Origin of the sequence: Mycobacterium sp. 1165178.9 (assembly GCF_001673555.1) — a bacterium.
Lineage (GTDB): Bacteria > Actinomycetota > Actinomycetes > Mycobacteriales > Mycobacteriaceae > Mycobacterium.
Genome location: NZ_LZMB01000148.1, coordinates 1 through 13,929, shown reverse-complemented (window position 1 = coordinate 13,929; position 13,929 = coordinate 1). Strand labels below are relative to the sequence as shown.

The window sequence follows — 13,929 nt, the reverse complement described above, 5'->3', positions numbered from 1 at the left end:
CAGATCTCCCACACCGAGAAGTCGAAGGCGTAGGAGTGGCATTGCGTCCACACTTGTCCCGGGGGGAGGCCGGCGCCGAGTGAGTCGAGCAGTTGGGCCACGTTCCGGTGCGTGATCGCCACCCCCTTCGGCGCACCCGTCGTGCCCGACGTGTAGATGATGTGCGCGATGTCATCGGGCGCCGGCCTCCCCCCGGGACAAGTGTGGACGCAATGCCACTCCTACGCCTTCGACTTCTCGGTGTGGGAGATCTGGGGCGCGCTGCTGCACGGAGAGCGGCTGGTGGTGGTGCCCGAAGAGGTGGCGGCCTCGCCGGACGACTTCCACGCCTTGCTGTCGGCGCAGCGAATAAATGTGTTGACCCAAACGCCGTCGGCGGTGGGGGCACTCTTCCCCGAGAGCTTGGAGTCGACGGCGTTACTGGTCGGTGGTGAGCCGTGCCCGGCCGAGCTGGTGGACCAGTGGGCGCCGGGCCGCGTGATGGTCAACGCCTACGGTCCGACCGAGACCACAGTGTATGCGGCGATGACCGCGCCACTGGTGGCCGGATCGGGTACACCGCCCATCGGAGCGCCCGTCCGGGGTGCGGCGTTGTTTGTGCTCGATGGCTGGTTGCGTTCGGTGCCGCCCGGAGTCGTCGGTGAGTTGTATGTGGCCGGTTCGGGAGTGGCGTGCGGTTACGTGAGCAGGCCAGACTTGACCTCCTCGCGCTTTGTGGCCTGCCCATTCGGGGCGCCCGGCACGCGTATGTACCGCACCGGCGATTTGGTGCGGTGGCGTGCCGACGGGCAGCTGGACTATGTGGGTCGTGCCGATGAGCAGGTCAAGATCCGCGGGTATCGCATCGAACTGACTGAGATCCAGGCGGCGTTGTCCGCGCTTGACGGGGTGGCGCAGGCGGTGGTGGTCGCCCGCGAGGACCGCCCGGGTGACAAGCGCTTGGTGGGGTACGTCACCGGCGCAGTCGATCCGGCCGAGGCGCGGGTCGCGCTGACCGAACGGCTTCCGGGCTACATGGTCCCAACGCTGGTGGCGCTCGATGCGCTGCCGTTGACGCCCAACGGCAAGGTCGACGTCCGCAGCCTGCCGGCACCCGGACACAACGCTGGCCAGTACCGCGCCCCGAGCACGCCGACCGAGGAGAGGCTGGCCAGGATCTACTCCGACGTCCTCGGACTCGAGCGCGTAGGGGTCGACGACTCGTTCTTCGACCTCGGTGGCGACAGCATTTCGGCGATGCGCGTGATCGCCGCGGTCAACGCCAGCCTGGATGCCGACCTCGCAGTGCCCGCGCTGTTTGAGGCCCCCACGGTGCAAACTTTGAGCCACCGGCTGCGCAGTTACACTGCTTCCACTCAAGAAGTAGTGCCCGTTCAGCATCTGAAGGGCGGCACCGGTACCCCGCTGTTCTGCGTTCATCCGGCAGGCGGGGTGAGTTGGCCGTACCAGGTCCTTGGCAATCACTTGGACTGCCCGATCATCGGCATTCAGCAGATTCCGCAGCGCGAAGAGCAAGCGCCGCAGTCGATTCGAGAGATGGCGGAAAACTATGCCGACCGGATCCAACGCGTTCATCCCGACGGGCCATATAACCTCCTCGGCTGGTCTTACGGGGGCGTGATCGCTCATCAGGTCGCCGTCGAGCTTCGGCAACGCGGAGGCGTCACAAACCTGTTCCTTCTCGACGCTCAGCCGATCATCGACAGCAGCATGGCACTGCACGACTATGCTTTGGACGAAGCTCAGATCGTGAAAGAAATTTTAGAGTTCTACGGCGTAGGAACGCCCGAACCGAATGAGTCGCTCACGTACGAGCAAATCGAAGATCTAATCCGCCAACACGAAGCAATTGAGCTCTCTCGGCACAAAGACCTGCTGAATCTGCTTGTTCAAAATCTGAACACCAATCTCGCGTTCTATCGGGCGCACCAACCGGGCATCCTTGACGGCGGTATGACGGTCTTTTCCGCTACGCAAGACGACAGCGATCGCGGTACGCGTCTTCTAGAAAGTTGGCGACCCTACGCCACGGGTGACATCAGCGTGTACGAGGTCGACTGCACGCACAACGAGATGCTGACGACCGAATCAACCGGTAGGTACGGCACGCAACTCAAGCGCTTGCTCGACCTCGATCTCTTGCGGCGAGATGGCGGCGCCAGTTGATCGCCAAGCCGGTACCCAGTCCGGCAGAGGCTAAACAAAACATCACGTGAGAATGAAAACAACTCGGGGTCGGCGCGGCGTCGTGAATCTCATTCCGCTGCAACATGTTCGAGCGGGTATGTCCAACGGTCGCCGCGTCAGGGCAACGATCCGCTCGCCGACGGGTGATACTGCCCGATTGTTCGGTTGCGTCGTCGGTCCGCTCACCGCCTGGTGAGACCGACAACCACCTGTTACGTGTGGGCCAGCAACCGGTGAGCCGACGCACGTCACAGCGGCCGTCTGGGCGATTCCGTTTGGGCAACGGTAGGGTCGAAGGCGTGTGCGGAGTCACCGGGGAGGTACGGCTCGACGGGCAGGCGCCCGACGTAGCGGCGGTCTCAGCGATGGCCGCCGTGCTGACACCACGGGGCCCGGATGCCGGCGGCGCCTGGTCGCAGGGCCGCGTCGCGCTTGGCCACCGTCGCCTCAAAATCATTGACCTGACCGAAGCCGGTGCCCAGCCGATGGTCGACTCGGAGCTGGGCCTGTCCCTGGCGTGGAACGGCTGCATCTACAACTACAAGGAGTTGCGGCAAGAGCTCAGTGGGTACGGCTACCGCTTCTTCTCGCACAGCGACACCGAAGTCTTGATCAAGGCCTATCACCGGTGGGGCGATGACTTCGTCAGCCACCTGTTCGGCATGTTCGCCTTCGCCATCGTCGAACGTGACAGCGGGCGGGTGCTGCTCGGGCGGGACCGGCTCGGCATCAAGCCGCTGTACCTGACCGAGGACAACCACCGGGTCCGATTCGCGTCCACGCTGCCGGCCCTGCTGGCCGGCGGCGGCGTGGACACGCGCATCGATCAGGTCGCCCTGCACCACTACATGAGCTTCCATTCGGTGGTGCCTGCGCCGAACACTATCCTGCGCGGGGTAAGCAAGGTGCCCCCGGCCTCGCTGGTCGCCCTCGAACCCGACGGCAAGCGCACCGTCACCACCTACTGGGCGCCCGACTTCACCCGTCACCAGGACCGCGCGGACTGGTCGGAGCGCGACTGGGAAGACGCCGTGCTGTCCACCCTGCGGCTGGCGGTGAAGCGCCGCCTGGTCGCCGACGTGCCGGTCGGATGTCTGCTGTCCGGCGGCGTGGACTCCAGCCTGATCGTGGGTCTGCTCGCCGAAGCCGGTCAGCACGGGTTGTCGACCTTCTCCATCGGCTTCGAGTCGGCGGGCGGCGTCAAGGGCGACGAATTCCAATACTCCGACATCGTGGCCAAGCGCTTCGAGACCGACCACCACCAGATCCGCATCGGGAGCGACCGGATGCTTCCCGCGCTCGACGGGGCCATCGGCGCGATGAGCGAGCCGATGGTCAGCCACGACTGCGTCGCCTTCTACCTGCTCAGCCAGGAAGTGGCGCGGCACGTGAAAGTCGTTCAGTCCGGCCAGGGTGCCGACGAGGTGTTCGCCGGCTACCACTGGTATCCGCCGATGGGCGAGGCCGCCGCGGCGACCCTGGACGGTGCCGTCGCCCGATACCGCGGGGCCTTCTTCGACCGGGATGCGGCCGCGGTGCGAGGGCTGGTCGGGGCGGGAATCATTGCGCCCGACGACCCGAGCCTGCGGTTCGTCACAGAGCATTTCGCACAGGCCGGTGCCGAAACCGGTATCGATCGCGCGCTGCGGCTCGACACGACGGTGATGTTGATCGACGACCCGGTGAAGCGGGTCGACAACATGACGATGGCGTGGGGGTTGGAGGGCCGCGTGCCGTTCCTCGACCACGAATTGGTCGAGCTGGCCGCGACTTGCCCGCCGGAACTCAAGATCGCCCACGAAGGCAAGGGCGTCCTGAAACAGGCTGCGCGACGGGTGATTCCGTCGGAGGTGATCGATCGCCCCAAGGGTTACTTCCCAGTGCCGGCGCTGACCCACCTCGAAGGGCCCTACCTCGAAATGGTTCGCGACGCTCTCTACGCGCCCACCGCCAAGGAACGCGGCCTGTTCAACACCGACGCGGTCGACGCACTGCTGGCCAACCCCAACGGCAAGCTGACCCCGCTGCGCGGTAACGAGCTCTGGCAGATCGCTTTGCTCGAGCTGTGGTTGCAGCGCCATGGTGTCACCGGCCCGGTCGCATGACCATGGCCGATCCGTCCGGCGGCCACGACCACACCGAGGCGATCACGCTCGGCCTGCACGACGCGTCGCCCCCCGAGCTGGTCGACGCGATGGCCAAGGACGTCGAGCTTGAATTGGGTTGGGGCCGACTGATATTCGGGCAGACTTTCGCCAATTCGCAGGAACTGGTCGAAGCGCTGCGCCGCGAGGAGCCCGGGCGCCGCGACATCTGCATCTACGCCCGCGAATCCCACGTCGTGGTCGCCGAGGCGCCCACCGAGCTGTTCATCGATCCCAGCCACACCTACCGGTTGCGTTTCACCCGTGAGACGAAAAGCCTTGCGCCCGCGCCGCTGGGCATGACGGTGCGCACCCTCAACGACCCGATCGATGCCGACGCCATGAACCGCGTGTACGTGCGCTGCGGCATGGTGCCGGCCGGCGTCGACGTGATCTGGCACAACCATCAGCACGTGCCCGCGGTGACGTATCTGCTCGCGGTGCGTGACGAGGACGGCGCGGTGGTCGGCACCGTCACCGGCGTCGACCACGAGTTGCTGTTCAACGACCCGGAAGCGGGGTCAAGCCTGTGGACCCTGGCGGTGGATCCGGCCGCGGCGCTCCCCGGCGTCGGGGGCGCCCTCACCAAGGCGCTGGCCGAGCACTTCCGGAGCGAGGGCCGGGGCTACATGGATCTGTCGGTCGCACACGACAATGCCGCCGCCATCGGCCTATACGAGAAGCTGGGTTTCCGTCGCGTCCCGGTGCTGGCGATCAAGCGCAAGAATGCGATCAACGAGCCGCTGTTCAGTCCGCCGCCGGAGACCATCGACGACCTCAATCCGTACGCCCGGATCATCGCCGACGAAGCCCTGCGCCGCGGGATCTGGGTCGAGGTGCTCGACGCCGAGACCGGCGAGATGCGCCTGACCCACGGCGGCCGCAGCGTCCTCACGCGTGAATCGCTGTCCGAGTACACCTCCGCGGTGGCCATGTGCCGCTGCGACGACAAGCGGCTGACGCGGCGCCTGGTCGCCGAGGCGGGCATCACCGTGCCTCGCGCGCGACTGGCCACCTTCGACGAGAGCGATTTCGCCTTCCTCAAGGAGGTCGGCGAGGTCGTCGTCAAACCGACGCGCGGCGAGCAGGGGAAGGGCATCACCGTCGGGGTCGTCCCGGACGACGGGCCCGACGACCTCAGCTCGGCGCTGGCGCGGGCCCGCCAGCAATACCCGGACGTGCTGATCGAGCAGCGGGTGACAGGCGACGACCTTCGCCTCGTGGTGATCGACGGCCGTGTCGTCGCCGCCGCGCTACGGATGCCCCCGGAGATCATCGGCACGGGCGAGCACAGCGTGCGGGACCTGATCGCCGCCGAAAGTCGGCGGCGCTCGGCGGCCACCGGCGGTGAGTCGCGCATCCCGCTCGACGACCTCACGGAGTCGACGATTGCCGAAGCCGGCTGGAAGCTGGACGACGTGCTGCCGCAGGGGACTCGGCTGCGGGTTCGCCGCACCGCCAACCTGCACCAGGGCGGCACCATCCACGACGTCACCGCGCACGTGAACAGCGAACTGTGCCGCGTCGCCGTGAAGGCGGCCGAAGCGATCGGCATCCCGGTGACCGGCATCGACCTGTTGGTGCCCGACGTCACGGGCGCCGAGTACGCCTTCATCGAGGCCAATGAGCGCCCGGGGCTGGCCAACCACGAGCCCCAGCCAACGGCCGCGGCCTTCATCGACTTCCTCTTCCCCGGCCACCCCGGCCAGCCGCAGGCCTGGACTCCCGAGGAGTCCCGCTTCGAGCGTGGCTGACGCCGCCGAGCGCGGCGCAGGCGCGATACCCCGCTGAGGGCTAACGAGCGGCTTTGGTGGGTAAATCCTCTGTCACACCAGAAGGAGACTGCATGAGTGCCAGCGCGCAAACCAAAACCATCTCGACGCATGTGCCCGCGCGGCTGGACCGGCTCCCGTGGTCGCGGTTTCACTGGCGCGTCGTCGTGGGCCTTGGCGGCGTGTGGGTGCTCGATGGGCTCGAGGTCACCATGGTCGGCAACGTGTCGGCCCGGCTCATGGAGCCGGGCAGCGGCATCGCGCTGAACGCGGCGCAGATCGGAATGGCTGCCGCGATCTACATCGCCGGGGCGTGCTCGGGGGCGCTGTTCTTCGGCCATCTGACCGACCGCTTCGGCCGGCGAAACCTGTTCATCATCACCCTCGCCATCTACTTGGTGGCCACGGTCGCCACCGCGTTCGCCTTCGCCCCCTGGTATTTCTTCCTGACCCGTTTCTTCACCGGCTCCGGCATCGGCGGCGAATACGCCGCCATCAATTCGGCCATCGACGAGCTGATTCCGGCGCGAGTGCGCGGTCGCGTCGACCTGATCATCAACGGAACCTACTGGCTGGGTTCGGCCGCCGGCGCGGGTGGCGCGCTGATCCTGCTGAACACGTCGAACTTCCCGCCCAACATCGGCTGGCGGCTCGCCTTCGGCATCGGCGCCATCCTCGGCATTTTCGTGCTGCTCGTGCGGCGCAATGTCCCGGAGAGCCCGCGCTGGCTGTTCATCCACGGCCGCGATGACGAGGCGGAACAGATCGTCGGCGACATCGAAGCGGCGGTTCAGGACGAAACCGGCGAACCGCTGCCCGAACCGCAGGGCAAGGCGCTGCGAATCCGTCAGCGCACGGCGATTTCGTTCCGGGAGATCGCCGCCGTGGCGTTCAAGCTGTATCCGCGGCGCGCGATCCTCGGATTGGCACTGTTCATCGGGCAGGCGTTCCTCTACAACGGGGTCACGTTCAACCTCGGCACGTTGCTCAGCCAGTTCTACGCCGTGCCGTCGGGCATGGTGCCCGTGTTCTTCGTGCTGTGGGCCCTGAGCAACTTCGCCGGGCCGCTGGTGCTCGGGCACCTGTTCGACACCGTCGGCCGCAAGCCGATGATCACGCTGACCTACATCGGCTCCGCGGTGGCGGTGGTGGCGCTGGCGCTGGTCTTTCTGACCCGGGCCGGGGGTGTCTGGGCCTTCATCGGCCTGCTGATCGTCGCGTTCTTCCTGGCGTCGGCGGGCGCCAGCGCGGCGTACCTGACGGTCAGCGAGATCTTCCCGATGGAGACCAGGGCGCTGGCGATCGCGTTCTTCTACGCGATGGGCACGGCGATCGGCGGTATCACCGGGCCGCTGCTGTTCGGTCAGCTGATCAATTCGGGCATGCGCAGCGAGGTTGTCTGGTCATTCCTCATCGGCGCGGTGGTGATGGCCGCGGCCGGCCTGGTCGAACTGTGGCTCGGCATCGCCGCCGAGCAGCGCCCGCTGGAGGAGCTTGCGCTGCCGTTGACCGTGGAAGACGCTGAACGCCAAGAAGACTCGGAGCCGGTCACCGACTAGCTCGGTTGCTATCCGGTGAGCTTGGTCAGCCAGGACGGATTCTGATAGTTCACCGCCGTGCTCCCATCCCACACGAACGGTGTGGCGTTGGCGTTGTCTGCCGACATGGTCGAGTAGCCGTTCGACGCTTTGGTCTTGGCCGTGCCGATGTCATCGCCGGACTTGATGCAGGCGACGACGCTGGCGTCGGCGCCGACCGTCTTGGCCAATTGTGCGAGCTCGCCATCGGTGCGGTCTTCGGCGGCGCCCTCCTGCGGCTGAAAGTTGCTGGCGAACAAGCCCGAATAAAAGTCGGCATAGAGCTTGGGGTCGCTCTGCGCCGCGACGCAGTAGCTCGCCGCCACCGCGCGCGTCGAGTAGTCCTGGCTGTGCGACTTTTCGTCGAGGAAGTTGAGCAGGTGATAGCGCACGGCGAGCTTCTTGTTGGTCACCGCGGTGTCGATGTCGGCGGCGTTGGATCTGATGAAGCTGCCACACGGCGGGCAGATCGGTTCGTTGAAGATGTCGATCGTGGTCTGCGCCGCCGAACTGCCCACGAACACACCATCATCGAGGATCCGCAGGGCGACGGCGTCCGCCGGTGGTGGAGGCGGGACCGGCGCCGGCCCGGACTTCGATTCCCACGGGCGAACGACGCCGAGGACCACCCCGAGGAGCAGCAGCGTGATGGTGGCGGTGACACCGACCCACAGCCAGGGCTTGCGGCTGGTCCGCGGCGGTTGCCCCCAGGGCGGGGGCGCGGCGGCATTCGTCCAAACCGGCGGGCCGCCCCAGCCCGTCGGCTGCAGCCCCGGTGCGCCGGAAGCCACGGGCTGCCCGGCGGCCGACGGCGCCGGCCAGCGGAGCGGTTGCGACGCCGGGGCGGGCGTCCCGGGCGAAAAGCCGCCGGCCGGCGGACCGGCGAGAGCGGCCGGTGGCGTTGCCATTTGGCTGCGCTCCAGAATGTCGGTGGCCCGATCCCGGTCGGGTGCGGCCAGCGCGGCATAAGCGGCCGCCGACAGGTCACCGCAGGTGAGGAAGCGGTCCGCGGCATCCTTGGCCATGCCGCGGGCGATCACCGGATCGAAGGCGGCCGGGATGCTGGGCCGCGCCGCGCTCGGTCGCGGGATCGGCTGGTGCATGTGTGCGCCCATCACGCTGAGCTGGTCGCCCGTGTAGGGCGGCGAGCCGGTCAGGCACTCGTACAGCACGCAGGTCAGAGCGTAGATGTCGGCCTTGTGCGTTATCTCGGAGTCACCGAACCGCTCCGGGGCCATGTATTTGGCGGTGCCCACGGTGGTGCCGATTTGCGTGAGTTTTTCGTCGGAGGTGGCGCTGGCGATGCCGAAATCGACAAGGTAGGCGAAGTCGTCGGCGCTCACCAGAATGTTTTCCGGCTTCACGTCCCGATGCAAGGTCCCCGCCGCGTGGGCGGCATCCAGCGCCGAACCGATCTGGCGGACAATCGCTATCGCGCGTGGCGGGGATAGCGGCCCGTAGCGCTTCAGCATGCTGGCCAGGTCCTTGCCGTCGATCAGCCGCATGTCCACGTAAAGCTGGCCGTCGATCTCGCCGAAGTCGTGGATCGGCACGACGTGCGGTTCATGCAGCCGTCCGGCGGTGCGGGCCTCGCGCTGCATTCGCGAGCGGAACACCGGATCGTTGGACAGGGTGCGCGACATCAGCTTCAGAGCCACGATCCGCTCGCGGACCGTGTCCTCGGCCTCATAGACGTCGCCCATGCCGCCGCGACCGACCAACCGCCGCAGCCGGTACGGCCCGAATTGCGTACCCTCCCGCGAATCGGCGGTCGCGTCACCCATCGAACACTCCTCACCCGCCAGCCGTGCGCCGCAACCGGCCGCCGGCGCCACCGCGCACCCGGCCGGCAACTGCGCCGCATCCGCGTATGCGGCGGCATGCAGGCATAAGGCTAAGGTTTCGCTGACCGCGGGGCACGCCGAATTACGAAAGCCAGCTAATTCGGCGGTGCGGAATCAGCGGTTGTCGTCATCGCCCGTGGCGCGTTCGGTGAGCCCTTCTCGGGACAGCGCCCGGACGAATCCATACGCCTGCATCCCGGCCGGCCCGGGATTGTCGAAGATCCATTCGTTGATCTTTTCCAGCGCGTTGGCCAGGTCGTCGCGCTTGACCCGCACCAGGTAGGTCTGTCGGTCGTCGTCGGGATCCTCGAGGGAGTCCGCGACGGCGACGGGGTTTTTGAACGCGTAGGCGATTCCGTGCACCGCGTCGTGATTCAGTGCCCAGTGAATCTCACTGGGGCGCAGTCGGTTCACCGCCAGAGTACGGTAATCATGGTCGTCGGCTGAACTGCTCACCTGGTCGGTGATCCTATTCTGTGTGCATCGAGGATGCGGACGTCGATCAATTGCGGGGACGGTCGCGCGAAGCGATCCGATCAGGTTTCAAAGCGGGCATTTTCATCATAGGAAGAGGCGTCGTCCGCTGCATGTCGAGCGCTGTTGCGCACGTGTGTTCCGGTGAGCCTGGCGGGGCTCAGCGGCGATACTTCAGATACAGATAGCCCTCGCAGAACAGCGCGTGCTCGAGGCTCATGGTGACCGGGGCGGGTAGTCGTGCCGGGTGCAGCCGGTGGCCCACCGGCTGGCTCGCAGCGAGTTTGGGGGCGAGCGTCACGCAGATCTCTGTGACGGCGTCGGCTTCCACCAACCCGTCCAGCAACGTCGGCCCGCCCTCGCACAGGATGCGATGCATGCCCTGCTCACGCAGTATCGCGACCGCGCGGGAGACGTCCACCGATTCGTCGCCGGCGACCATGATGTGTTGGCGGTCTGCGTCGAGGTCGTGCCGTGCGACGGTGCTCGCGCAGGTCACCAGGATCGGCGGCTGGTCCGGGTTGCTGAACAGCCGGGCCGGCAGTTCACCGCTGCGGCTCACCACGGCAATCGGGGGTGGTTCGGCTCGTCCTTCGTGGTGCCGTCTGGCGCGGGCCGCGTCGCTGAGCTTTACCGGGCCGTAGTCCTCGGCGCGAGCGGTGCCGGCGCCGACCAGCACGACGTCGGCCAGGCCGCGTAGGGTTTTCAAGAGGCGTTGATCGGTGGGGCACGACAGCGGACCCGCGCGACCACCGAACGCGGCGGCGCCGTCGGCGCTGAAGATCATGTTGGCTCGCACGCCATCCGGGGGATCGGCGTAGAACGGCGCGAGTTCGATAATGCTGGGAACGGCGCTGATCCTGGGCGACTCGCTCACGCCCTAGGCCTCGTGGCCGGGTTGCAGCTCGTGCACGTCGCCGAACGACACCCAGGCCTCGAGTTCCTGTGGTGGACTGCCGCCCACCGGTGCGAGCAGGTGCCCGACGTGGTCCCCGAGCGAGAAGCGCTCCAGGATCTGGCCGACGAACCAGGCGGCGGCGTCGTCGAGGATGGGCATCTCTTCGGGACCGCGATGCCAGGAACACTGGTCGAACTTGTCGACCTTGTCGCTGGTCTGGCTGCCGAAGAGCTCCACCACGTCCAGGTTCTCGTGGCCGAACACGTGCACGGCCAGGTGGGAGGCATCACGGGCAACGCGGAAGGTGTGGTTGCGCCGGGACAGGCCGACCAGGAATCGGGGCGGATGGATGCTGGTCTGACTGGCGAAACCCACCAGGCAACCGGCCGGGGTGCCGTCGGCCTGCGTGGTGACGACGAACATCGGATAGTTCAGCAGCGCCACCAGCTTTTCGAACGCGTCGGTTCCCGGGTCGGACATCCGGTCAGTCTTCCCCATGCGGCCCCCGCGGAATCGTGTTGTTGCAATTTGCCCGGCGGCAGTTCGACCTAGCTCGGGCGGTAATCGTCGGCGTCAGATGCGATTTCGATTGCGGCGCAACCGCATCGGGGCGATGAAGCGGCGAATCAGATAAGCGGTGAGACCGATGCCCAGAACCGCCACACCGGAAAGTACGGACGACAGTGGCATCGCGAAAGCCAGCACCACGCAGCCGAGCAACCCGATCACCGGAATGGCGCGGTGCGGGCGACCCTCATCGGGTCCGAGGGTGAATGCGGAGGCGTTGGCGACGGCGTAGTAGATCAGCACCGCGAACGACGAAAAACCGATGACGTCGCGGAGATCCGTGGTGGCGGCCAACATCGCCACAACGACCCCGATCAGCAGCTCCGCGCGGTGGGGCACCCGGAACCGTGGGTGCACGGCGGCCAGCCCATGGGGGAGATGGTGGTCCCGGGCCATCGCCAAGGTGGTGCGTGAGACGCCGAGAATCAGCGCGAGCAGGGAGCCCATCGCCGCGACGACCGCCCCTGCCCGGACCACCGGGACCAGCCAGGCAGTGCCGCTGGCGCGGGCCGTTTCGACCAGCGGGGCCGCGGTCTGGGCGAGGCGGTCCGGCCCCAGCACCGCGAGCGTGGCCACGGCGACCAGCGTGTACACGGCCAGGGTGAGGGTGAGCGCCAGCGGTATCGCCCGTGGAATCGTGCGGGCGGGGTCGCGCACCTCCTCGCCCAGCGTCGCGATGCGCGCATAGCCGGCGAACGCGAAGAACAGCAGACCCGCCGCCTGAATAACGCCACCTGTGGTGGCGCCGGTCAAATCGAATCGGTCGGCGTGCGCGGCCGGGGAGGCGAACGCGGCGACGCACACCGCGGCCAGCACGGCGAGCACCGCGGCGACGATGACGCGGGTCAGCCAGGCCGACTTCTGCACACCGGCGTAGTTCACCGCGGTCAGCGCGATGACCGCCGCGACGGCCACCGCGTGCGCGTGCGCCGGCCAGACATAGAGGCCGACCGTCAAGGCCATCGCCGCGCACGACGCGGTCTTGCCGACGACAAAGCCCCACCCCGCCAGGTACCCCCACAAGTCTCCCAACTGTTTACGGCCATAGACATAGGTGCCGCCCGACGCGGGGTGGCGCGCCGCCAGCCGCGCGGAGGAGGTGGCGTTGCAGTAGGCCACCACCGCGGCCAACGCCAGGCCCAGCAGGAGTCCCGAGCCGGCGGCGCGCGCCGCGGGTCCCAGCGCCGCGAAAATTCCGGCACCGATCATCGACCCCAGCCCGATCGCCACCGCGTCGAAAACCCCGAGACTGCGGCGTAATTCGCCGTGGTCCGCCGGGGCAGTCATCGGGGTGCTTTCGGAACGACGATCGATTGCGGAATGATTGGGTACCTCACAACCTCGCGAGCTGGGGCCGGTGAAGATTCGGCATGGCATCTGCTCAATCCTTAACCCAGCGGGTCGTTATGGCGGACCCCGCGATACATGCCCCAGCGCACGATCCACGGCATCACCACACGCTCGACCGACCAGGACGGGAAGCGGAAAGCATGACCGGTGGGCAGGAAGACCTCCAGCCCGTTGGGTTGTATGCCCACCAGCGAACCCCACCGCCGCGTCGGCGCCCGGTAGGTTCGTAGCGGCCGGCCGGCGAAGTCGGCGAGGACGTTGCGCGCCACCAGGACATCGCCGCGGTTACGGGCGGAGCTGCGCAAGGGATCGGTCGCCGCGACGTCGCCGACCGCGAACACACCCTGGTGGCCGGGGACGCGCAGCTCCGGGGTGACGCGCACGAACCCACGCTCGTCGAGCAGTTCCGCCGGCAGCCAGCCGGTGTTGGGCCGCACCCGCCCGATCGCCCACAGCACCGCGTCGGCGTCGGCCGGGGGTTGCCCGGTGCTCCAGTGGACCGGCTCGCTGGTGAGTTCGTCGCCCGCGAACCCGTCGGCCACCACCGCGCGGTGTTCGGGATGCACGCCGACGCCGAGCCGAGTCAGTCGGTCGCGGATGCGCTGCCATATCCGTGGATGATGCCCCTCGAGCGCGGACTCGCCGGGGAAGTACAGGTCGATCCGCTTGTCCGGCCACTTGGTTGCCATGTTGAGGGCGCTGCTGACCGCCGCCGCACCACCACCCACCACGACCACCGATGCGGCAGCGGCCAGCCGGTCGTGCGCGGAGCGCAGTCCCGCGCCGATGTCGTCGGCCGACTGCAACGTCGGCTGGCGCCAAAATCCGTTGCTGACTCCGGTCGAGATGATCAGCGCGTCGTACGCCTCGGTGAGGGCCGCGCCGTCCTCGGTTCGGCCGAATACGGTGTTCGCGGCCAGGTCCACCCCGGTCAGCGTGGCCTGGACGGTGCGAACGCCGTCGAGGCGGCGGAACCGGTCGAACGGGATCCAGTAGTCGCGGGCCCAGTCGTGCGGGCGCGACAGCCGGACCCCGAGCTCCTGGCCGCTCACCAGCGCGGGTTTGGCCGAGATGCCGACGACATCGGCATGCCGGGACAGCCGGATCGCCGCGAGG

Annotated in this window: 10 protein-coding genes and 1 pseudogene; 4 read left to right on the top strand and 7 right to left on the bottom strand. The window is 67.6% G+C overall.

The features are described 5' to 3' along the window. Window positions 1-158 (bottom strand): AMP-binding protein (locus A5652_RS29110; protein ID WP_369805761.1); only part of this gene is annotated, 158 nt, incomplete at its 3' end. 13 nt (window positions 159-171) lie between these two features. On the opposite strand from A5652_RS29110, the pseudogene A5652_RS29015 reads away from it, so the two are divergent. From A5652_RS29015 to A5652_RS07260, 4 genes and pseudogenes are all read left to right on the top strand, one after another. Then, window positions 172-2,166 (top strand): annotated as a pseudogene (locus A5652_RS29015) (AMP-binding protein); the annotation flags it as partial. Window positions 2,167-2,486: 320 nt separating this feature from the next. Then, window positions 2,487-4,292, top strand: a complete 1,806-nt coding sequence (locus A5652_RS07270) for an N-acetylglutaminylglutamine amidotransferase (RefSeq protein WP_067348451.1) — start codon at window positions 2,487-2,489, stop codon at window positions 4,290-4,292. Then, on the top strand, window positions 4,289-6,085 hold the full coding sequence (gene ngg, locus A5652_RS07265; RefSeq protein WP_067348448.1) for an N-acetylglutaminylglutamine synthetase: 1,797 nt from the start codon (window positions 4,289-4,291) through the stop codon (window positions 6,083-6,085). The genes A5652_RS07270 and ngg overlap by 4 nt, the downstream gene beginning before the upstream one ends. A gap of 92 nt (window positions 6,086-6,177) precedes the next feature. Further along, window positions 6,178-7,662, top strand: coding sequence for an MFS transporter (locus A5652_RS07260; RefSeq protein ID WP_067348445.1), 1,485 nt, complete (start codon window positions 6,178-6,180; stop codon window positions 7,660-7,662). Between the two features lie 8 nt (window positions 7,663-7,670). On the opposite strand, the gene A5652_RS07255 is transcribed toward A5652_RS07260, so the two are convergent. The 6 genes from A5652_RS07255 to A5652_RS07230 form a co-directional block, all read right to left on the bottom strand. Continuing rightward, window positions 7,671-9,464 (bottom strand): serine/threonine protein kinase PknE, encoded by a 1,794-nt coding sequence (locus A5652_RS07255; RefSeq protein WP_067348457.1) that lies wholly within the window; start codon window positions 9,462-9,464, stop codon window positions 7,671-7,673. A gap of 174 nt (window positions 9,465-9,638) precedes the next feature. Beyond that, window positions 9,639-9,980, bottom strand: coding sequence for a hypothetical protein (locus A5652_RS07250; RefSeq protein WP_067348443.1), 342 nt, complete (start codon window positions 9,978-9,980; stop codon window positions 9,639-9,641). 178 nt (window positions 9,981-10,158) lie between these two features. Next, complete coding sequence (locus A5652_RS07245; protein ID WP_067348440.1) at window positions 10,159-10,875, bottom strand: pyrimidine reductase family protein; 717 nt, start codon at window positions 10,873-10,875, stop codon at window positions 10,159-10,161. Window positions 10,876-10,878: 3 nt separating this feature from the next. Beyond that, window positions 10,879-11,376: a flavin reductase family protein gene (locus A5652_RS07240; protein ID WP_067348437.1), complete on the bottom strand. Its 498-nt coding sequence runs from the start codon at window positions 11,374-11,376 to the stop codon at window positions 10,879-10,881. Window positions 11,377-11,469: 93 nt separating this feature from the next. Beyond that, the gene (locus A5652_RS07235; RefSeq protein ID WP_067348434.1) at window positions 11,470-12,750 is read right to left on the bottom strand and encodes an APC family permease; all 1,281 of its coding nucleotides are present in this window, start codon (window positions 12,748-12,750) and stop codon (window positions 11,470-11,472) included. Between the two features lie 101 nt (window positions 12,751-12,851). After that, window positions 12,852-13,929: FAD-dependent oxidoreductase (locus tag A5652_RS07230; RefSeq protein WP_067348431.1), on the bottom strand; the 1,078-nt coding region annotated here is incomplete at its 5' end.

Coding starts and splice junctions, on each gene's coding strand:
- A5652_RS07260 (WP_067348445.1), top strand. CDS start 6,178: ATGAGTGCCAGCGCGCAAACCAAAACCATCTCGACGCATGTGCCCGCG.
- A5652_RS07235 (WP_067348434.1), bottom strand. CDS start 12,750: ATGACTGCCCCGGCGGACCACGGCGAATTACGCCGCAGTCTCGGGGTT.
- A5652_RS07240 (WP_067348437.1), bottom strand. CDS start 11,376: ATGTCCGACCCGGGAACCGACGCGTTCGAAAAGCTGGTGGCGCTGCTG.
- ngg (WP_067348448.1), top strand. CDS start 4,289: ATGACCATGGCCGATCCGTCCGGCGGCCACGACCACACCGAGGCGATC.
- A5652_RS07255 (WP_067348457.1), bottom strand. CDS start 9,464: ATGGGTGACGCGACCGCCGATTCGCGGGAGGGTACGCAATTCGGGCCG.